Genomic DNA, 20,483 nt, shown 5'->3' with positions numbered 1-20,483 from the left:
AGCGCTGCCTCAGGCCCGCTCTTGCACGGCCTCTGTAACCGATCGATTGCGCGGCAACGGTGAAGCGCTTCACAAACCGATGTCGCCCAGAAACATTTGTATACAAATCAATTCAGGGAACGGGAGAGTCGCTAAGGAGGCCGCGCCAGACTGCCCGCGTCCAAAAGGCCGATATCCGCGTCGAGCTTGCGGGACGCTGGACCAAGGGCATCTGCAATTTCGAGAAAATGGGCGCGATGCACCATTTCGGCGGCACGGCGAGCGAGCAGACCGACTTCCGCCATAGCGTGGCGGTGAAGCTCGACCATGCGAAGTTTTGCGATCTGATCGTCGATGCGTGGGCCGGTTCGTGTAGGCCAACGGGTGACTCCCTCTTCCCGGGCAATCGCATGGGATTGCGCCAGCCCCTTATGCGATTGCCCTGCCCTCCTCCGCACCATCGCCCGCATCCTCGTCCCCCCGCTCGGCTATGGACGAATCCCATCATGCGCAATAAGGATGGGGTCTGCCGTGGCGCTTTCGCGCCGGGGCAGGCGACGTTCGATCAATGACGCTGCGCCGGGCGCCTTTGACGCCGCCCCGCAAAAGTGTCGACACCGGGGGATCTGGTCATGACCGACAACAAGCCGACCGTAGACGTTACCAAGGACTGGCAGGCAACGCAGGGCCAGAAGTCCGGGGCCACGCGGCTGCGCCTGTTCGCCGTGCTGTCGTGGGTCATCGCCATTGGCGGCGAGATCGCCGGGATCGTACTGCTCTACAAGCACAAGTTCGACCAGGGCAACCTGCCGCTGCTGATCGGCATCCTGGTCGGGATCGCGATCTTCGCCATCGCCGGCAGCCTGCTCTGGAAGGCCGCCAACCGGAAGGACCCGGCCCGCGAATCCGACACGTTCCGGTTCTTCGTCCAGAACCAGCTCGGCGCGATCATCACGCTGATTGCCTTCCTGCCGCTGGTTCTCTTGATCCTCAACGACAAGAACATGGACCCGAAGAGCAAGAAGGTGGCCGGCGGCATCGGCGCCGTGCTGGCCGTGCTGGCGACCCTGATCGGGGTCAGCTACCAGCCGCCATCGGTCGAGCAGTACACGCAGGACATGAACACCTGCGCGGAACAGATCAAGGCGGGGCAGCCGACCACGGCCTGCTCGCCCGAAGTCGCCGCCCAGGCGCAGGCGATCGCCACCGACTCCACCACGGTGGCCGCGGCGACGAAGGACGCGGCACACCCCAATGGCCAGGATATCGTCTACTGGATCGCGCCGGAAAACGGCGCCGCCAAGTCCGACACCGAGCACGTCTTCCACCTCTGCGCAGCCGTCAGCCCGCTGAAGGACAAGACCGTCAACAGCGGCTCGGTGACGGAGGCCTACGCCCAGAACGCCATCCGCATCACCAAGCAGATCGAGATGGAACAGAAGCAGTGCGGGTTCACGGCTGCGCCGTGAATCGGCCCCGCGTTCTGGCGCGCGCGGTGGGTGCGCCAAAAGGGTCCGGCTCGTGGTCGTCTAGCATTTGCGTCCGGCCCGGGGATTTCCATCCTACGGCGGAGCAAAACGCAACGTAGTTGGTTAGGGTGCTGCGGCTCCTGACGGGATGTGTGCAATTAAACAGCAGGACGCGATAACCCTGTGCCAGTCACACGAGGCCAATTTCGGAGCTGGCCGAGAGGGAACCGAATTAGCGTCCTACGAAGATAGGAACGACGGCTACTAGCTATTCACTGAAAAAGAAGGAACGAATCACGCGAAATCCCATTCCCGCGTTACAATGTGACGCGCCAATTCGGCACTCGCATGGCAACAGGCCTCATGCAGGCGATCATCTTTGTCCGGCTTGCAGTGATCCGCGACAGATTTTATACATATAAATTCCGCCTTGGCCGCCCTAGAGTACCTACTTGCATAATAAAACCCGTAAGACTCCATGTCGACGCCACCAATATCTTCATTGAGACCTCGAAGGGTTTCTAGTACGTTGGCATCCGCCACAACAGCAGAGCCAGAGGCGAATGGCGTGAGCTTGATGCTGGGTGAAGTAATTTCTCTTGCGCTCCGCATGAGCAAGCCTTCTTGCAACCCGTCTATCCTGCCAATCCCTCCGTCGACCAGCCGGCGAGCGATCCGATGGGTTGCGGAACCCCGAATAGTTATTGGATCAGGTCTCGAATAGAGTTTTGCGGCAGAAGCGTTGGGTTTCCACTTTCCAAAGTCCCAATCGATCGCAGTTTCAGCGACCAAGATATCTCCAAGTTTCACCTTGCCCTCGACGCCGCCGCAAAACCCGACCATGATTGCGAGCTTCGGACGCAACTGGCAGATCAGGCCTTCTGCTTCCGCGGCCGCTGACGCTTGGCCGGCCCGCCCGATCGCTGCGCATGCTGCGCGACGAACTTTTCCTTCCCTATCGTTAAACACAAAGTCGAAGACGCCCGGCAATCCTCGCTGCTCCGACAATTCAAACATTGACTGAAGCGGCCTAAGCTCCTTATCAAGTGCAGATAATATGAAAAGATCATAGTCGTGCTTCGTCAACCAAGCAGATGAACGCGCCCGTTGACTGAGCTGAACATATGATATCCTGTCGGCCAACTCGGTTTGCCACCCCCCTTCATCGTCCTCCCGGACTATCGACATGAGATGGGAGCCTATCTTAGTTGATACGCGCCTCAAGGCATCGGGATCCCTTGTGATCCCAACAATGTTCCCAGGCGCGAATATTCGGCTTGGCGTAAAAATCTCCTCCAACAGTCCTTCTACGGCTTGGTAGCTTACCTCTCCTTTGCCGGACACATTTGCGATAGTCAGATCAAGAATCATAAGATCGAAGTAATCTTCGGTCAGCTTATCGCGCGCCCCGACGGCATCTTCAACGGTATCGATAGATGCAGCAGCGCTTACGCGGATTACTACATCCCGAATTTGAGATGCAATCTCGCCCCGATCATGAACCACAAGAATCTTCATGTTACACCCCACACCGATAGGATATTGATGAGTTCTTCTCGCCAATCATCCCGACCATACCTAATTATCCCTAGATGGTAATTGCCGAGCAGTCCTCCAATCAATTTATCGACGTCGTCAATGTACATAATATCATTATCAAACCGATCCGGATCTTGGAAACTGTCGAACCCAGTAACTATTAATACAGGAACGTTCATCTTAAGTAACGATATCCGTTCAACGACATCAATACCCGCGAGTGTCGCATGACCCGATCCAAGGTCCATTGACCCCGACGCGCTTATGTCCATCGATAAGTCCAATATCAGAAGGCTCCAAACCTCATTCATCAATAAATCTTCAGCATCATTCAAATTCCTGGCCCTAACGCACTCATCGGGTGAAATCGTATCCGAAATCACATTGATCAGATCGGCAAATTTGCCATCCACATCTTCGGCGACGAGAACTCTTCTGATTTGGGAGCTCATGCGGCATCCAATGGAATTACTACGTGAAACGACCTCCCTCGCCTCCGCACTCTGGTTGTCAAAGGACGTCGCATAATTGAGGCTGTCAGATATGCAATCTTTTTACATCCAGTATTCCCTTCACCGAACAAACTCTCGTGGAGAGTTTGGTAGGGATGACCCGTTATTTCAGTGTGCTCAGGAGCGCCCTTAGGGCAACCGTTACTTGCAATCAGTACAGACTGTTTTTCTTTTTTGCCTGCCGAAAACCGGATCCGAACTTGGTCACGCCCACCGTGTTTTATTGCGTTTTGAACGATCTCACTTAGGAGATCATACATATGCCGAATATGCGCCGGCGGCAGAATTTTGCCGACGTATGCCTGCGGCAATGATCCAAACACGATATTGGTGAGTTTCCCTGTTGTTACGAAACGCGCCTGAACGGCGAGGTAGATTTCCTGCAACGTAAGAGTTTGATCTCTTGCGGCTTCAGGGATGCGAAACCACTCAATAAGCGACATCAACCGTCGCTCCACAACTGCTGTCGCGTTTGCCGCAATCTTGTCGACGTCGGCCTGTCGATCAGGGTTTTGTGCAACTAGTGCCTTAGCCTGGTGCAGCTTGGCCTTTAGTCGAGCGGCTAGATCAGCGGTCACCGCCACTCGTACCCTCTCGAGTTGGGCCTCAAGCCGTGGCTTAACCCAATCCAAGACGATACGCACAACTTCCTCGAGCGTCGTCGCTGGCATCGACGCTGCCACAAGCTCTGCCATCTCGGCCCTCGTGGGCACGAAATCGAAGAGAGCCTCTTCCTTGTTCTTCCTTAGAGTGTGCATCCGCGCATCCAGCCACGCATTTATTTCTCGCGAGAGCGTCGCTGTAGCTGCATCCACGAACTGAGTTTTTGTGCTGCGACGAACCCCTATTATTGGTGCCGTCTGAACTTCTTGGATCGCATTCACCAGTTCTCGTCGGAATGCGTCGTGGCGGATTCTTACCGACAAAATTGCTTCGATGCCACCGGTCGGATGGCTAAGAAAAGTGTCAACAACTCCCGCAATAGTTAGTATCAGCGGCCATTCTCGATTGCGACCTTCGTACTCGCCAATAGCACCGTTTGAGAATGGATAGGTTGATGCTCTCTTGGCGTTGGTGACAGCTGAAGCGTCCCCCATAGCTGACAGCATCGTAGAGTATGCGTCATACGAGGCCTGGTTACGCAGCACCGCGTCCGTTTGAAGTGTATCCCATGGCAGTTCGAACTGACGCGCTCCAAGGCTCATTCGTGAGAGCGACGCGGTCAGCGCGAGCGCCTCACGATTTAGGTCATCCTCTGAAAGTACTCCGTCAATAAAATTGAAACGCCTTACCCCAGCCTCAAGGAGAGATAGCCGAGCTGTCAGTGCGGCAGTGTAATTATCGGCTAGGCGAAGTTTGAGAATCGTTTCGGGGATGAGGATGATTCTCACCATGGCCAGCCCATCTCGGCCAAACTCCTTGGCCAACCACTCGAACAACTTCTCAGGCTCACCGCGAACCACCAGCGGCTCAAGCGCTAAACGGAGAGCCGTATACTCGTATAGGCGTTCTTCCAATAGCCGGAGGAAGAGCACGTAGATTCCGCTCGGTTCCCCGCGAAATGGCATGATGCCGACCTGATCAACGACGTTGGTAAGCCAACGCCAATCCAGCCCGGAGAGGTAGCGAGGCTCAAGCCATACTGGGAAGGTATTTCGTGCTTCTGCCGCCCACTCTTGCAACTTCCCTTGGCGCTGCAAGTGTGCGATCGACCAATTAGATACTGATATCCATAGCCGATCTGTCCGCTCCCTTCCTGCGCCGAAAGTCGCCTCTACGAAGGGTCGTAGAGTGGACGCTCCTGGGGCGATCGAGTTTGACCAGGAATCGATCGCTGGTGGACCATGTGGCCCCATCATAAGAAGCGGTAGCAGTCCATCACACATTAAGCAGCCACGGAGTAACCAGAGCGCTTCAAGTTGGTAAGAGTCGCGCTCGAATAGGAACAAACTCCTCGCAAGCCAATTAACAAATGTGCCGGCCGATAGCATTGCAAAGCGATAACGATAAACACTGATGACGTCGTAGTCGGCAGCTACGGGATAGAGGTTCCAGCGGAGGGAGCGCAATGCATCTAGTAATGGATAGTTAGACTTGACGTCTGGTTCCATCCGCCGTGCGTCGAGCAGCTGGGCGATCTCTTCCGATGCTGTGTCACCTTCAAGATGAAAAAGCTGTGGAGCGATTTCAGTCACAGAGAAACGTTCCCCGGAAAGCAAACCCAGCACCCTTGCGATCCTGTGGTCCGGGAAAGCTTCTGCGAGTTGACCAACGAGCTTTAAGATGTCTTCCCCCACGTCCCTATTCCGCGCCAGAAGCGATTCCAGGTACTGAGTGACATACTCCAAGGCATCGTAAGGATGACCCATCAGGCCAACATAGCATCTGTAAGAAAGCGATGCGTCAAAGTCATCTTGAGGGGAAAGCAAAAAGCGTATCAGCGTGCGCTCAGAACTGCTGTCCTCCCCGGCTGGCATCAAATGCTCTAGCATTTGCGTAAGTGCGATCGGCGTCGGCTGATTTATCGCATAGAAAATAAGTGGATAAAGCAATCTGCCTTTCACCCAGTTCGAAGTCAGATTGGTGTTGAGATAGCTTTTTATCACATCATCTGAATATGCGTGCAGCGAAGCGTAGAGCCGCATTGAATAAGCAGACTGCTGGTCGATTGGAGCTAGACTGAGGAGCTTTTCAGCCACCTTGGTTGGCTCTCCGATAATGACCAGCGAAGATGCCTGCCGATCGAAGTCAATCCATTGCCTGATACGCTCGGCGTTCACCGTTGTGTATGCCACAACGAGTTGCAGCCAATTAAGCTCCACACACTCGGATGATCGCTTTCGGAGATGCCAAATTTGCTTGAGATGTCGAGAAGAAAATCTCAGAGCAACGCCATAGTCCTTACTGTTTAAGTGAAAGCACGATCTGATCAAAAACGGATTAAGCTCACCCATTTTTTCGTCGGCATGACGATTTACCAAGGGGCTAAACCCAAGTAAGATATCGGGAGTATTTTCGCCTCCGCGAAAAACCGCTGCTACCAGCGACGAAAGCGATCGTGGTAGATTTGGCTCGCGTACTCCTCTCTTCTTAGATGTCACTGGCCATCGCCTTTACCTTCCGCCGCTCTAGACGTCCCCGAACTCATCCTAGCCGATTCTTCACGGGAGCATATGAACCTTACACCCCAACAAATAATTGATGCTCAGACGACTGAAGAACACCGCCTCAGGATGGCTAGCGGATGACCGTGATGCGCGGACCACAACCTTAACATGCCCACGCGCGTGTCTGCTTTCAGGTAGGCAAAAGTAACTCGACGACCGACTGAACACGAAGCGGCCATTCACCGGGTGCGGGATAAAGGTGTTCTTTAAAGCAGTATTCTTGCAGAACCAGCATTGCTTCAACAAACAAGGCCCCTTCCGGGGCCTTGCGCATCAACCTCAGTGCCGGGCTCCGCCCCCTTACTTCCCCATCAGCTGCTTGGCATTCTCGGCCGTGATCGCGGTGGTCTCCACCGTCACCGTCTTGTCCACCTCGGTCGCGCAGTCGAGCAGGATCTTCTTCGACATCTCGATCGCTTCTTTGGCGCCTGTCGGGTAGGTGAAGGTTGCGACCCAATCGCCCTTGGCGACCGCCTCGATGCCGCCTGCCGGGCCCGGCAGGCCGTCGGTGCCGATGATCTTGACGTCCTTGCCCGCACCCTTGGCGGCGAGCAGCGCGCCGGCGGCCATCATGTCGTTGGAGGCGTAGAGCACCTTGATGTCGGGGTGTGCCTGCAGCATGGCGGCGAAGGCGACCTGCGCTTTGTCCGGCACCCAGTCGGCGGCCTGCTCGGCGACGATCTGGACCTTCGGGTTGCCTTTCACGCCTTCCTTGAAGCCGTTGAGGCGCTCCACCGCCGGCGTCGAGCTCGGCAGACCTTGCAGCACCGCCGCCTCGCCGCCATCGGGCAGCAGCGTCTTGGCGGTGTACTTGCCGGCTTCCTCGGCGATCTTGAAATTGTCGCCGCCGATGAAGGCGGTGTAGTCCTTGCCGGGGTCGCCGACCGTCTTGCGGTCGAGCTCGATGACCGGGATGCCGGCATCCATGGCGCGCTTCACCGCCGGCGTCAGCGGTGCGGCCTCGAAGGGCGAGATCAGCAGGATGTCGACCTTCTGCGTAATGAAATTGTCGACCTGCGAGGTCTGCGTGTTGACGTTGCCGGCGCCGTCGGCGATCTGCAGCGTGAAACCAGGCACTTCCTTGGCGGCCGCCTCCAGCTCGTCATTGACGTGCTGGCGGTAGGGCTCGGCATTGTTGGCCTGCGAAAAACCGATGACGAACTGGCCGTCCTTGGCGCAGGCTTTCACCAGCGGCTCGGCGGCGTAAGCGGAGCCTGCAATGCACAGGCCGGCGCCGGCCAGCAGCACGGCCTTGAGGGTCGATCCTCTTAGTGTCGTTTTCATAACTCACTCTCCTCCTCGTCCGGCCGGGGGGCCAGACCTTGGTTTGACGTTCACGTGTTGCCGTCTCCTCCTTGTTTGTTTGTGCATGTCGTCATCGCAAAACCGATGTCACTTTTGCGCGACATGCACTAACGACCCAACCCCTCGCGGCGGCGAACGAGGGATTGAAGCACTGCCGCCAAAACGATGATCGCGGCGGTCGCGAGCAGCTGCATGGCGGGCGTGATATTGTTGAGCTGCAGGATGTTGGCGAGCGCACCCAGCATGATGGTGCCGGCAACGGTGCCGACCATCGAGCCGGCGCCGCCGAACAGGCTGGTGCCGCCGATGACCACGGCGGCGATGGCCGTCAGCTCATAGCCCATGCCGTCATTGGCGCTGCCAAAATTGAACTGGCCGGCATGGACGATGCCGGCAAGGGCGGCGGCAAAGCCGGTGATGGCGTAGACCGATATCTTCACCATCGACACCGGCACGCCGGATATGCGCGCGGCGCGCTCATTGCCGCCGACGGCAAAGACATAGCGGCCGAAACGCGTGGTGTTGAGCACGATGGTGGCGATCGCGGCAAAGACGACGAACACAAGCGTCGCCACCGGCACGGTGTTGTTGAACAGCCGCTCGCCCAGCACGGCGAACACCGGCGGCGCCAGGCCCGGCCCTTCGCCATAGGAAATGTTGATGTACTGGTTGCCGGAGACGACCAGCGCCAGGCCACGCGCGGCCTGCAGGCCGGCCAGCGTGACGATGAACGGCTCCAGCCTGAAACGCGTCGAGATGGTGCCCTGGATGGCGCCGAAGACGATGCCCAAAGCGAGCACGGCGAGGATGGTGGGGATCAGGCCGAAGCCGCCGGAGATCATCATCGATGCGGTGACGACGCTGGACAGGCCAAGCACCGCGCCGACCGACAGGTCGATGCCGGCGGTGATGATGACGAAGGTCATGCCGATGGCGATGATGCCGGTCTCCGACACGGCGCGCACGATGTTGGCGATGTTGTCGGGGTTGAGGAACAGGATCTCGCCATGGCGGCGCGGCGAGAAGATGATGCCGCCAATCGCCACCAGCACCAGGCCGATCAGGCTCTGAAAGCGCACGATGAGCGCCAGCGGGTCGCAATGCTTTTGAGGCGCCGCCATTATTGGGCTCGCTGCCACTGGATTGTTGTCCTGAGACATCAGGCCTCCCTGCCGTTAGCCGCGGCCAGCACCGTGTGCTCGTCGACGCCGCCCAAAAATTCCGCCACATTGCGCCCCTGGCGCAGCACCACGATGCGGTCGCACAGACCGATCAGTTCCGGCATCTCGCTGGACGCCACCAGAATTCCGAGCCCTTGCGCGGCGAGTGCCCTGAGCCGCTGGTAGATCTCGCCCTTGGCGCCGACATCGACGCCGCGTGTCGGCTCGTCGAGAAGCAACAGGCGCGGGTTGCCGAGGATTTCCTTGGCCAGCACCACCTTCTGCTGGTTGCCGCCCGAGAGCGCGCCGACGGCGATGTCGGGGTTCTTCGGGCGGATATCGAACTGACCGAAGGATTCCTTCACCGCCTCGGCCTGGCGGCGCGGCGAGACCAGCCAGTTCGGCGAGATCCTTGAGATGACCGACATCACCAGGTTGAGGCCAACCGCCATGCGCAACATCAGGCCCGAGCCCCGGCGGTCGTCGGTGACGAAGGCGATGCCGGCGTGGCGGGCGGCGCTGATCGAATCGAGTTTCACCGGGCGGCCTGATATGGCGACCTCGCCCTCCCAGCGGCCGGACAGGCCGGTGCCGTAGAGCGCGGACAACAGTTCGGTGCGCCCTGCCCCCATGATGCCGGCAAGGCCGACGATCTCGCCTTCATGGACATCGAGCGAAACGCCTTGCGGCGCCTGCCAGCCGGCGCTGTCGCGGGCGAGTTTGAAGCTGGCGTTCCTCAGGCTGAGCAGCGGCTTGCCCGCGGCCTTGGCGCGTCGCGGATAGAGTTCGTCCAGCGGACGTCCGACCAGCAGCCGCACCAGCTCGGCTTGCGGCGCGTGCGGCTCGGTGATGCCGGCGACGCGACCGTCGCGCATCACCGTCACCCGGTCGGCAATCCCTGGCACTTCCTCCAGCCGATGCGAGATATAGACGATGCCGACGCCGGTGGCTGCGAGTTTTCTCATGATGTCGAACAGCCGCTCGACTTCGCCCACGGTAAGTGCGGCCGTCGGCTCGTCCATGATCAGCACGCGCGAGGCGTAAGACAGCGCCTTGACGATCGCGACCACCTGGCGCTGGCCGATCGACAGGTCGGCGACCATGGCAGCCGGATCGATGGCGATCTCGATCGCCTCCAGCCGCTTCTTCGCCTCACGGCGCATTGCCGGCACGTCGAGGAAGCCGCCCGGACGCATCAATTCGCGGCCGAGGAACAGATTGGCGGCGACATCGAGCGACGGCACCAGGTCGAGCTCCTGGAAGATGGTGGCGATGCCGGCCGCTTGCGCCTCACGCGGGTTGTTGAAACGCACGGGTTTGCCGTCGATCTCGATCGTGCCTTCGTCCGGCGTGTAGACGCCCGACAACAGGTTCATCAGCGTCGACTTGCCGGCGCCGTTCTCGCCGAGCAGCGCGTGGATCTCGCCCGCCTTGAGGTCGAAGTCGACACCGCGCAGCGCCTGCACGCCGCCGAAGCGTTTGACGGCGCCGGTCATTACCAGCAGCGGCGCGCTCATGTTAGCCTCGTGTGGGTCGGCCTCCCGCAGGAGGCGCGCGCCCGCAGCGTCGCCTGCAGCCGCACCGAACGTGGCTCTGAACCGGTCGCCGCGATGCGGGCGCTGAGCAGGGCTGCCGCCTGCCTGCCTATCTCGGTGCAGGGCTGGGCAACCAGCGTCAGGCGCGGTTCGAAACAATCGGCCCATTCGAAATCGTCGAAGCCGGCCAGCGACAGATCGCCCGGAATGGTGAGGCCCTTTTCGCGGATGGCGCGGACGGCTCCGATCGTCGTCATGTTGTTGCCGGTGACCAATGCGGTTGGTGGCGACGGCAGCGACAGGATGGCGTGGGTGGATGCGGTCGCCGCCGCCGTGTCGACATTCTCGGCCGAGAGATAGCGCGGCACGCACTCAAGTCCATTGGCGGCGAGCGAAGCCTGGAACGCCTCGATGCGCTCGCGCGTCGTCGTCAGGCCGGGCTGTCCGGCGATATAGCCGATGCGCTTGTGGCCGAAGGAGGCGACATGGTCGATCAGCGCGCGCATCGACGTTTCGTTCTCGACGCCGATCTGGTCGAAGCGCTGGTCGGCGAAACGGTCGATCAGAACGCATGGCATCTTCTTGTCGGCGAGGTAATCGATGGCGCGCTGCGGCGAGCCCGACGGGGCCAGGATGACGCCGTCGACGCGGCGCTGATGGAAAGCGCGCACCACCTGCAGTTCGCGGTCGGGATCCTCCTGGGTATCCGACAGGAAGACCATCAGCCCGAGCCGTGCGCATTCGGCCTCGACCGCGCAGATGATGTCGGTGAAATAAGGGTTGGAGATCGCCGAGATCGCCAGGCCGACGCTGTTGGTGGTTGAGGCCTTCAGCGAGCGCGCCAGCTCGTTGGGCTGGTAGCCCATGGCGGCAATGGCGTCGTTGATCAGCCTCGCCTTTTCCAGCGAAACGAAGCGCGTGTTGTTGACGACATGCGAGACGGTCGACACCGACACGCCGGCGCGCCGCGCCACTTCAGCCATTGTCGGCAAGACATATCAGCGCCTGCAAGCGCTCCTCCCTAGTATGCGTTTCCCGTCCGCTCTGATGGCGGATTTTAAGGGAGCTTAGGGCGATCGAAACGTTTGCGCAATCGATTCGATGCAAATTTTTAGCGGGGCTTATCTCCCCCCTCGAGGGGGAGGATGTCGCCGAAGGCGACAGAGGGGGTCGCCGCGCGTGAGGCGCCAACCTTCCATCTGCAGCAAGGACGTCGAGCCCAGTCGCACCGACCCCCTCTGGCCTGCTGGCCATCTCCCCCTCAAGGGGGGAGATTCGCAGTTTCAGCAAACTCGGCCACCAGCCCCTCATACGCCTCGAAGGCCGGCAGCGCCTCGTAACTATGCACCGCCGGCGTCGTCGCCCAGGGCAGTTTCTCGCTGGTCCATGTCTCGATGAACGGCGTGAACCAGCCGGGCTCGTCAAGCATGGTGGGGCGCAGATTGACGAACCAGTCGAGCCCTTCGGGGCGCGTGAACATCCAGCTCATGCAATAAGGGCAGAAGTAATGACGCGAGGCGCCGTGCAGCCCGCCGATCACCGGCTCGCCTTGCATGATTTCGAAGCCGTCCGAGGGAATGGCGGCGCTCAGTGAATAGGCGCTGGCCGACATGCGCTGGCAGCCGATGCAATGGCAAGCCATGGTCAAAAGCGGTTTTGCGGAAATCTTTAGCCGCACACGTCCGCAGCGGCATCCGCCTTCGGCCGGCAATTTCAGGGTTGGCACGGCAGTCTCCCACTCTTCGAAGCGCGGTGCTTCAGTCGCCGGTCAGCGCCTTCGTCGTCACCAGCGTGACGCCGGCATCGGTGAAGTCCGCATTGTACCGGGCGATGATCTCGGTCGCGGTTTCGCCTTGAGTGTCCAGCGTCGAGTGCGCATCGGAAACGACAGTGACGCCGAAGCCTTCGGCCAGGGCGCCCTCAACGGTGCCGGCGATGCAGAAATCGGTTTGCGCTCCGGCAAGCACGACTTCGCCGACCCCTTGCCCGGCCACCCAGGCGCCAAGCTCGGCATTCGAGAAGGCGTTGCGGACGGTCTTGGAGAATGTCGGCTCGTCCTTGGCCTGGCCGAGTTCCGGCCATACCGGCCAACCCGGCTCGCCGGGCGCCAGCGGATCGCCGGCCGGCCCGTCATGCCTGACGAAAGCAACCTTGCGCCCCTCGCGCCGCGCCCAGTCGATCAGCGAGCAGGTACGCTCGGCTATGCCAGGCGCATCGTGGATCGGCGGCTCGACGCGGCCGTCGAACATGTTGGTCTGGAGGTCGATGACGATGAGGGGAGCGAGGTTTGGCATGGCGCGAAGATAACGCGGGCGATGGGAGGGTCAAGACGGCGAAGCTGCTGATCTCCCCCTTGGGGAGATTACATGTACCTCACCCGATTCCACCCGCGACCACGTAAGCACCAGCCGTGCGTCCATCCTCCAGCCGGATGACGGCCGTAACGATCGAGCCGTAAGCGCCTCGCCACACACTGTGCATTCTTTCGTGCTCGCCGGCGGGCACCAGGATGCGACCGTGAAAGCTTGTGCCGCTGCGCCGCAGAGCGACCGGTTCGCCATTGACGTGAACCTTGACGCCAGCGGTCTCCGCATCGAGTTCAACCGTCACGGCGATCTCGGCCTGGTCTCCTCGCCGCGTCGTCTCGGCAACAAGCGTAAGCCTCGGCGCCGGCGCATCGCTGGCCCGCAATCCACCAGGCCGCCCCGCAAACGCATCGTCCGGCAATTCCGGCGTGCGCGGCGGGCTGGTGCGGCGTTGGGTGGCGCGCTCGTAATCGCCGGCGAGCCGCAGCAACTCCGCATCATCATAGGCCTTGCCCGCAAAGGTCAGCCCGACCGGCATGCCGATATCGGCCATCGTTCCCATAGGCACGGTGACGGTCGGAATGCCGAGATGACGCCACACCAGATTGCCATTGGCGACCCAGGTGCCGTTGCGCCAGGCGATTTCTGCAGAGGTCTGGTTGACGTCGGCGCTGGCCGGCCCGACATCGGCGACCGCCGGCAGCACGACGGCGTCGAGCCTGTGCTCGTCCAGCCAGTCCTCGAAGTCGATGCGCCGCGTCGCCTCCAATCCCTTCAGACCTTCCGCCAGCGTTGGGATATCCAGCAATGGCATCACGCCCTGCTTGACGCTCGTGACGTAGTCGGCCAGATCGAAACCGTCGTCGCCATAGCGGTCCGGCAGCGCGCCCGGCGGCTGCGGGAAAATCGTTGGGCCGTCGACCGCAGCCAGGTCGGGGACCACCGGATCGGCATTTGCGCGCAGGAAATCGTCCCAGCCCCAGATGCAGAGATCCCAGATTTCGCGCTCTGCAAAGGCTTCCGGCACCAGCCCGCGTTCGACCATGGTTTTTGTGCCCGGACGGTCGCGCTCATAGTTCGAGACGACGGCGAAATCGACCTCGACCACCTCCGCGCCGAGCTTTTCCAGGTCACGCGCCGCCTGCCGCCAGAGGTCGAGCACCGGGGCGCGGGTCTCGATGGGTTTGGGCGCGCCGCCGTCGCGGCCGATATACATTTTCGGCACGCCGAGGCGTTTGCCTTTTAACGAGCCCTCCAAGGCGAGTGTAGTGTAGCTTGGCGGCCTGAGATCAGCGCTTTTCGCGATCGACACCCAGGGCTGCGCGCGCCAGAAATCGCCGCGCGTCTCGGTATCGTCGGCGACGATCACGTCGAGCAGCTCCAGCATGTCGGCAATGCCGCGCGTGTGCGGCACCACCACATCCATGGTCGGCACCAGCGGCCAGTTGCCCCTGACCGAAATGACGCCGCGCGACGGCGTGTAGGCGACAAGTGCATTGTTGGACGCCGGCGCGCGGCCGGAAGACCATGTTTCCTCGCCCAGCCCGAAGGCGGCGAAGCTGGCGGCGGTGGCCGTGCCCGAGCCGTTGGACGAGCCGGAAGCGAAGGCGGCGGTCAAATAGTCGGCATTGTAGGGGCTCTCGGCGCGGCCATAGACGCCACGCTGCATGCCGCCATTGGCCATAGGCGGCATGTTGGTCAGCCCGATCAGCACAGCACCACCGGCCCTCAGCCTGGCAATGGTGAAAGCGTCCTCGTTGGCGACGAGATGCTCGAAGGCGGGCGAGCCGGCGGCCACCGTCAGGCCCTTCACCTTATAGCTGTCCTTGGCGGTGTAGGGGATGCCGTCGAGCGGCCCGAGCGCAGCACCATTGCGGCGGCGCAGGTCGGACGCCGCCGCCTCCTCGAACATTGCCGGGTTAAGCACCGGCACGGCATTGAGCGCAATGCCATGGCGGTCGTAGTGCGCGATGCGCCTGAAATACGCGCCGGCCAGCTCGACGCTGGTGACGGTACCGTCTTCCAACGCGCGCCGCAGATCGGCAATCGAGGCTTCGACGATGTGGAGGGGCATGGGATTCTCGAGATGCAGCGGCAAATGAGTCTTCGCATCGTGCGATACGAGTGTCACGCCTCAAACGGAAGGCGTGACGGCGACGCTTATGCACTCGGCTCACAGCATCTTGCTGTCGAGCTGGCCGTTTTCCTTCATCAGGTCGAGATAGGTCTTGGCGCCGGAACTGCCGTGGCCTGCCGCCTTGAAGAACCATTTGGCGGCTTCCTTGTAGTTTGGTTTCCCATCGACGCCGCGGTAGTAGAGCGAGCCCAGACTGAACTCGGCATCGACGCTGCCGGCCTTTGCGGCTTCCAGCCACCAGGACTCGGCAGCCTTGTCGTCTCTGGCAATGCCCACGCCGTTGGCCGAGGCATACGCTAAGGCTAGCTGGGCATCGACATTTCCCTGCCGCGCCGCCTTGAGCCACCAGCCCGCCGCATCCGCACTGCTTTGCGCAACGCCAACACCCTCGGAATAGGCTGTGCCGAGCGCTTTCTGCGCGAATGCATTGCTCTGGTCGGCGGCTTTGCGCCAGAGCCTTGCCGCCTGAACGGGGTCCTTCGTTACTCCTAGACCATCCCAATACAGTCCACCGAGAGCGAACTGCGCAAGGTCATTGTCCTTGTCGGCAGCCTTGCTCAGCCACTCGAATGCCTGCCTTTCATCCTTCCCGACGCCCTGCCCGTCCCGATACACGACCCCGACATTATACTGCGCTACCACATGGCCTTGGACAGCAGCCTTCATCCACCATCGGAAGGCCAGATCATTGTCTTGCGCAACGCCGCGGCCCTGGCTGTAGAGGATACCAAGCATATATTGAGCGTCGGCGTTTCGCCCGTCGGACGCCTTTTGCGCCCAAGTCGCGGCCAACGCATCGTCCCGTCCCACGCCTTCGCCCAGCGAATACGCCCGGGCCAGATTGGCACCGGCTTCGGCATTCCCCGCTTCCGCGGCCTTGCGCCACCAATAGACCGCCTGCCCGGCGCTCTTCTCGACGCCTTGGCCCATCGAATAATATCCGCCCAGATTCGACTGGGCGAACACAAAGCCCTGATTGGCGGCTTTGCTCATCCACGCAAACGCCTGGCCGTCGTCCCTAGGGGTACCTTTTCCCTGGCCATAAGCGGCCGCCACCGCGTATTGCGCTTCTGTCAGACCGGTGGTTGCGGCCTTCATCCACCACCCGAACGCAAGGCGGTCATCCTGCTCAACGCCGTGGCCCCGCGAGTACAAAGTGCCCAGCAAAGCCTGGGCATTCGGCTCACCCAGATCGGCTGCCTTTTTCACCCACACTATGGCGGCCTGATCATCCTTCTTGACGCCTTGGTTAAGATAGTAGGCGTGTCCGAGACAGAAAGCGGCCTCCAGGCTTCCTTGGTCAGCCGCCTTGCGCCACCATGAGGCAGCCTGCTCGAAGCTTTGCGCAACACCCCGACCCTGCGCATACAGGACGCCGAGGGCGTACTGAGCGTTCGCATTGCCCTTGTCGGCTGACTGCCTGGAAAACTTCAACGCCAGTTGATCGTTTCTTTCGACCCCTTGGCCATTTAAATAGACTTGGCCGAGAGAATATTCAGCCTCCCCGCTCCCCTGATCGGCCGCCTTGCGCCACCAATAGAGCGCCTGCTCATAACTTTGCGCGACCCCTTGGCCCTGCCAGTACAACACGCCGAGCTGGTACTGCCCATTCATGTTGTCTTTATCGGCGGCCTTTCGTGAGAAACTCTCGGCAAGCCGACTGTCCTTTTCAACGCCCCTGCCCATAAGGTAGGCCTGACCCAGTGCTGCTATGGCTTCCGCATTGCCGCCATCGGCGGATTTCTTCCACCAATACACCGCCTGGCTGTCGTTCTGAGCCACGCCCTCCCCGCGCCAGTACAGCGCACCAACCTGGCCTTTTGCGTCAACATTGCCAGCGTCCGCCATGATCTTCATTTGACGGAATACCTCGGCATAATCCTTTGCCTGGAGAGCCGCTGCACCCTTTTGTGCCGCTGACCACTGCACATAGTAATTTCGGCCAGGACCGAGCAGCACAAAAGCCGCCAGCAACACCAGAACGACGGTAAGGACCCCTCGGCGACGCGACGTGGGCGGGCTGTAGACAGGTGTATCCACTTTGGGCGCCCAGTCGTTGTTGCTCACCGTCCCCAATCCATTTGCAGCCACCAGTAATCCATAGCGCAAGCCAGGCTGTTCTGGAATATCCAAAGCATTTGATGTCGCTACTGCGGTGCGCCAGCGAACAGGATTTCGCCATCGCCGCCAGCCGCCGGCCAATCCCTGATGGTGCGATCGTCGCCGCCGGTGAGCAGCGTGCCGTCGGTGGCGAAGGCAACGGCGTAGATCGGGCCGGTGCGGCTGTCGAACATGGCGGTCTGGCCGCCGGTGCCGACATCCCACAGCCGCGCCGTGCCGTCGAGCGAGCCGGAGGCCAAGCGCTTGCCGTCGGCCGACAGCGCCAGCGTATAGACGGTGCCTTCGTGACCCTCGAAGCGGCGCAATTCCCTAAACGTGTCGAGGTCCCAGAGCTTGATCGTGTAGTCGCCGCTGCCGGTGACGACATGATGGCCGTCGGCGGTGAAGACGGCGCCGTAAGTGCCCTGCTCGTGGCCGTGCCAGCTGCGCAATTGCTTGGCGCTTTCGACGTCCCAGAATTTCAGCGTGCCGTCGATGGAGCCGCTCAGCGCGCGCGTGCCGTCGGGCGAGATTGCAACCGTGCTGATCGGCCAGTCATGTCCGGTCATCACATGCAGCACCGATTTGTTGACGAGATCCCAGACGATGACGTTGCCGGTGTCGTGGCCACTGACGGCGCGCTTACCGTCCGGGCTGATCGCCAGCTTACGCACGCCGCCATTCGCGCCCGACGAGAAGACATGCAGCACCGCGCCGTCGGCAAGCTTTCGCAGCACGATCTCGCCATCGTCGCCGGCGGTCAGCGCGGTTGCGCCGTCGGGCATGAACAGCGCCGTGCGCGCCATGTCCTTGTGTTCACCAAGGTTGCGGATCAGCCGCTTGCCGGCGATGTCCCAGAGCTTGATCATGTGGTCGGTGCTGGCGCTCATGACGTCGCGGCCATCGGCCGAGACGGCGAGCCAGACGACGGCGTCGCGGTGGCCGTCGGGCTCGGTCGGCAGCGCCGGCGGAGGCGGCGGCAACGGCGCGACGGTTTGCGGTGGCGGTGTCGCCGGAGCGAGTGCGACTTGTGGCGGCCGAGGGGGAGCAACTGGAGGCGTAGGCTGCGCCGGTTCCGGCGGTTTGGCAGCCTGCTCAGGCGGGGTTGGCTCGGGAGGCGTGGCGAGCGGCGGCGAACTCGGTGGAACCGCCGGCGTCGCCAGGTCCGGTGGGACGCCGGCGATATCCTGGCCCTTCGGCTCGGCTTTGGGCTCTCTCGGGGCGACGACCTCAGCGCCCGGGCCGGCGTCACGCGCCCAAGGGAAGTGGTCGGCCAGCAGCGCCAACACGGCGAGCACCGGCAACATGAGGAAGGCGCGCCGCCAGCCCGGGCGACCCTTGGATTCCATCTCGGCGTCGCGGCCAAAAAGCGGCGTTCCAGCAGGCTGGCTTCGCCGACCCGGCAGCAGTCCGGCCCAGAACAACAGGGCGCCAAGCAGGCAAAGCCCGCCGACGGTCAGGAACACCACCGGTCGCAGCGTGGCTGGGCCGTGCAGCATGTGGTCGATCCCGCTCCAGCTGAAATCTCTGTCGCCGAGCAGCAGATACGCCCGCACCAGACAAGCCAAAGCGGCCGCCAGCAGCGGAAGCGCAAACAGCCTTTCGGCCAACCTGTCCATCGGACTCCCCCTCCGGTGCCGCACCTTGCTCATCATGCGGCCGCCGCAGCGAAACAAATAGCGCAAAACTGCGCCCACGAAAGTGGGCGCGATCACGCAGCCAAATTCACTTCAATTCGACCCATACCGGCGCGTGGTCGCTGGCGCCGTCCTCACCTCTGACATCGCGGTCGATGCCGGCAGCAGTGAGGCGGCGCGCCAGTTTCTTCGACAGCAAGATGTGGTCGAGCCGCAGCCCGGCATCGCGCGGCCAGCGGTTGCGGCGGTAGTCCCAGAATGTGTAGAGCGTTTCCTTCGGATGCTGCTTGCGCAGCGCATCGGTCCAGCCCTGCTCGAGCAGACGCTGGAATGACGCCCGGCTTTCCGGCTGCACCAGCGCGTTGTCGTCATAGGAGCGGGTGGCGTAGATGTCGCGCGGCTCGGGCACGATGTTGTAGTCGCCGACCAGCGCCACCGGCAGGCCGGTGTCGAACAGTTCTGCGGCATGCGCCTCCAGCCGCGCGTGCCACGCCAGCTTGTACTGGAATTTCGGCCCCGGCTGCGGGTTACCGTTGGGCGCGTAGAGACAGGCGATGACGACGCCCGACACCGCCGCCTCGATGTAGCGGCTCTGCTTGTCGGCGGTATCGCCGGGCAGTTCGTCACGGGTCAGCACCGGCTCGGCTCCTCGCGCCAGTATGGCTACGCCGTTCCAGGTCGGCTCGCCCTTCCACACCGCGCCATAACCGGCGTCGGCCAGTGCCGTGCGCGGAAACTGCAGGTCGCGCGCCTTCAGCTCCTGCAGGCAGACGACATCGGGCTTGGCTGCCGTCAGCCACGCCAGCAGGTTTTGCAGCCGGCTGTTGACGTTGTTGATATTGAAGGTGGCGATTTTCATTTGGCGATCAGGAAACGATCCGCCCTGTCCACGCCTTCACCGTCCCGGCCAGCGTCTTCAAATGATCGGCGGTCGAAAACCCCGACACGCTCTTGCGCGGCTTCAGGTCGTGGTCGCCATCCTCCAGCCAGATCACCTCGATGGCTTTGGAAAGGCTGTAGGTCGCGACCTCTTCTTTCGTGCCGAACTCGTCGCGGGTGCCCTGGAAGATCAGCGTCGGCGTCTTGAGGTCGGCGAGATGTTTTGTCCTGAGCTGCTCGGGCTTGGCCGGCGGATGAAAGGGATAGCCGAGGCAGATGAGGCCCGAAATCTCGCCCTTGGCGAACATCTCGTCGGCGACCATCGAGGCGACGCGCCCGCCCATCGACTTGCCGCCGATGATGAGCGGACCAGCGACGCCCCTCGCCCTCAGATCGGCGATGGCCTTGATGTATTCCGGGTTGACCGTCTCGGCGCGCGGTGGCGGCTTGCGCTGGCCATAGCGGCGGGCCGCCATATAGTGAAATTCGAAGCGCGCGACCTGGAAGCCGGCGGTGGCGAGCGCCTTGGCGGTGGCGGTCATCGAAGGCGAATCCATCGACGCGCCGGCGCCATGCGCCAGCAGGATGGTGAGGGGGGCTGTGTCATAGCCGTCGAAGAGGAAGGTGGTCATGGGGTGCGCTGCCGGTAAAGGCCGAGTTCCTTCGCGCCCCCCTCTGTCCTGCTGGACATCTCCCCCTCAAGGGTGGAGATTGGCAGTTTCAGCGCCTCACGGAGCTCGCGACGATAGTGATTGGCG

General features: G+C 61.6%; 16 protein-coding genes. 1 reads left to right on the top strand and 15 read right to left on the bottom strand.

All coding sequences use genetic code 11. The annotated features are described in order from the left end of the window. Positions 1–131: 131 nt before the first annotated feature. A complete protein-coding gene (locus NKI31_RS16370; protein WP_352652094.1) occupies positions 132–308 on the bottom strand; it encodes a hypothetical protein in 177 nt (58 codons plus the stop codon). A 303-nt stretch (positions 309–611) separates the two neighbouring features. On the opposite strand from NKI31_RS16370, the gene NKI31_RS16365 reads away from it, so the two are divergent. Next, the gene (locus NKI31_RS16365; protein ID WP_352652093.1) at positions 612–1,448 is read left to right on the top strand and encodes an SLC5/6 family protein; all 837 of its coding nucleotides are present in this window, start codon (positions 612–614) and stop codon (positions 1,446–1,448) included. 294 nt (positions 1,449–1,742) lie between these two features. Here the strand turns inward: NKI31_RS16365 and NKI31_RS16360 are convergent, their stop codons facing one another. The 14 genes from NKI31_RS16360 to NKI31_RS16295 form a co-directional block, all read right to left on the bottom strand. Beyond that, positions 1,743–2,966 carry a phosphorylase family protein gene (locus tag NKI31_RS16360; protein WP_352652092.1) on the bottom strand — a complete coding sequence of 408 codons (1,224 nt, stop codon included), beginning with the start codon at positions 2,964–2,966 and terminating at the stop codon, positions 1,743–1,745. Beyond that, positions 2,963–3,439, bottom strand: a complete 477-nt coding sequence (locus NKI31_RS16355) for a DNA-binding transcriptional response regulator (RefSeq protein ID WP_352652091.1) — start codon at positions 3,437–3,439, stop codon at positions 2,963–2,965. The genes NKI31_RS16360 and NKI31_RS16355 overlap by 4 nt, the downstream gene beginning before the upstream one ends. Beyond that, positions 3,436–6,600, bottom strand: a complete 3,165-nt coding sequence (locus NKI31_RS16350; RefSeq protein ID WP_352652090.1) for an ATP-binding protein — start codon at positions 6,598–6,600, stop codon at positions 3,436–3,438. The genes NKI31_RS16355 and NKI31_RS16350 overlap by 4 nt, the downstream gene beginning before the upstream one ends. 366 nt (positions 6,601–6,966) lie before the next feature. Beyond that, positions 6,967–7,950: a substrate-binding domain-containing protein gene (locus tag NKI31_RS16345; RefSeq protein WP_023689831.1), complete on the bottom strand. Its 984-nt coding sequence runs from the start codon at positions 7,948–7,950 to the stop codon at positions 6,967–6,969. A 128-nt stretch (positions 7,951–8,078) separates the two neighbouring features. Beyond that, positions 8,079–9,092: an ABC transporter permease gene (locus NKI31_RS16340; protein ID WP_352652088.1), complete on the bottom strand. Its 1,014-nt coding sequence runs from the start codon at positions 9,090–9,092 to the stop codon at positions 8,079–8,081. 38 nt (positions 9,093–9,130) lie between these two features. Beyond that, positions 9,131–10,648 (bottom strand): sugar ABC transporter ATP-binding protein, encoded by a 1,518-nt coding sequence (locus NKI31_RS16335; protein ID WP_352652086.1) that lies wholly within the window; start codon positions 10,646–10,648, stop codon positions 9,131–9,133. Further along, positions 10,645–11,658, bottom strand: coding sequence for a LacI family DNA-binding transcriptional regulator (locus NKI31_RS16330; protein WP_023814831.1), 1,014 nt, complete (start codon positions 11,656–11,658; stop codon positions 10,645–10,647). Before NKI31_RS16330 ends, NKI31_RS16335 begins: the two co-directional genes overlap by 4 nt. 269 nt (positions 11,659–11,927) lie before the next feature. Then, positions 11,928–12,392 (bottom strand): GFA family protein, encoded by a 465-nt coding sequence (locus tag NKI31_RS16325; RefSeq protein WP_023834497.1) that lies wholly within the window; start codon positions 12,390–12,392, stop codon positions 11,928–11,930. A 31-nt stretch (positions 12,393–12,423) separates the two neighbouring features. Beyond that, on the bottom strand, positions 12,424–12,960 hold the full coding sequence (locus tag NKI31_RS16320) for an isochorismatase family protein (RefSeq protein ID WP_352595791.1): 537 nt from the start codon (positions 12,958–12,960) through the stop codon (positions 12,424–12,426). Between the two features lie 79 nt (positions 12,961–13,039). Beyond that, positions 13,040–15,046 carry an amidase gene (locus NKI31_RS16315; RefSeq protein ID WP_352652084.1) on the bottom strand — a complete coding sequence of 669 codons (2,007 nt, stop codon included), beginning with the start codon at positions 15,044–15,046 and terminating at the stop codon, positions 13,040–13,042. A 99-nt stretch (positions 15,047–15,145) separates the two neighbouring features. Continuing rightward, entirely contained in the window at positions 15,146–17,176 is a 2,031-nt protein-coding gene (locus tag NKI31_RS16310) for an SEL1-like repeat protein (RefSeq protein WP_352652083.1), read from the bottom strand. Positions 17,177–17,256: 80 nt separating this feature from the next. Further along, positions 17,257–18,828: a WD40 repeat domain-containing protein gene (locus NKI31_RS16305; protein ID WP_352652082.1), complete on the bottom strand. Its 1,572-nt coding sequence runs from the start codon at positions 18,826–18,828 to the stop codon at positions 17,257–17,259. A 106-nt stretch (positions 18,829–18,934) separates the two neighbouring features. Beyond that, positions 18,935–19,705, bottom strand: a complete 771-nt coding sequence (locus NKI31_RS16300; RefSeq protein WP_352652080.1) for an exodeoxyribonuclease III — start codon at positions 19,703–19,705, stop codon at positions 18,935–18,937. Between the two features lie 7 nt (positions 19,706–19,712). After that, positions 19,713–20,357, bottom strand: coding sequence for an alpha/beta hydrolase family protein (locus tag NKI31_RS16295; RefSeq protein WP_352652078.1), 645 nt, complete (start codon positions 20,355–20,357; stop codon positions 19,713–19,715). Positions 20,358–20,483: the final 126 nt, after the last annotated feature.

Source organism: Mesorhizobium sp. M0659 (assembly GCF_040320605.1).
In the GTDB taxonomy this organism is placed as follows: Bacteria; Pseudomonadota; Alphaproteobacteria; order Rhizobiales; family Rhizobiaceae; genus Mesorhizobium.
The sequence above is the reverse complement of the archived record's forward strand: the minus strand, read 5'-3'. Positions and strand labels throughout refer to the sequence as shown.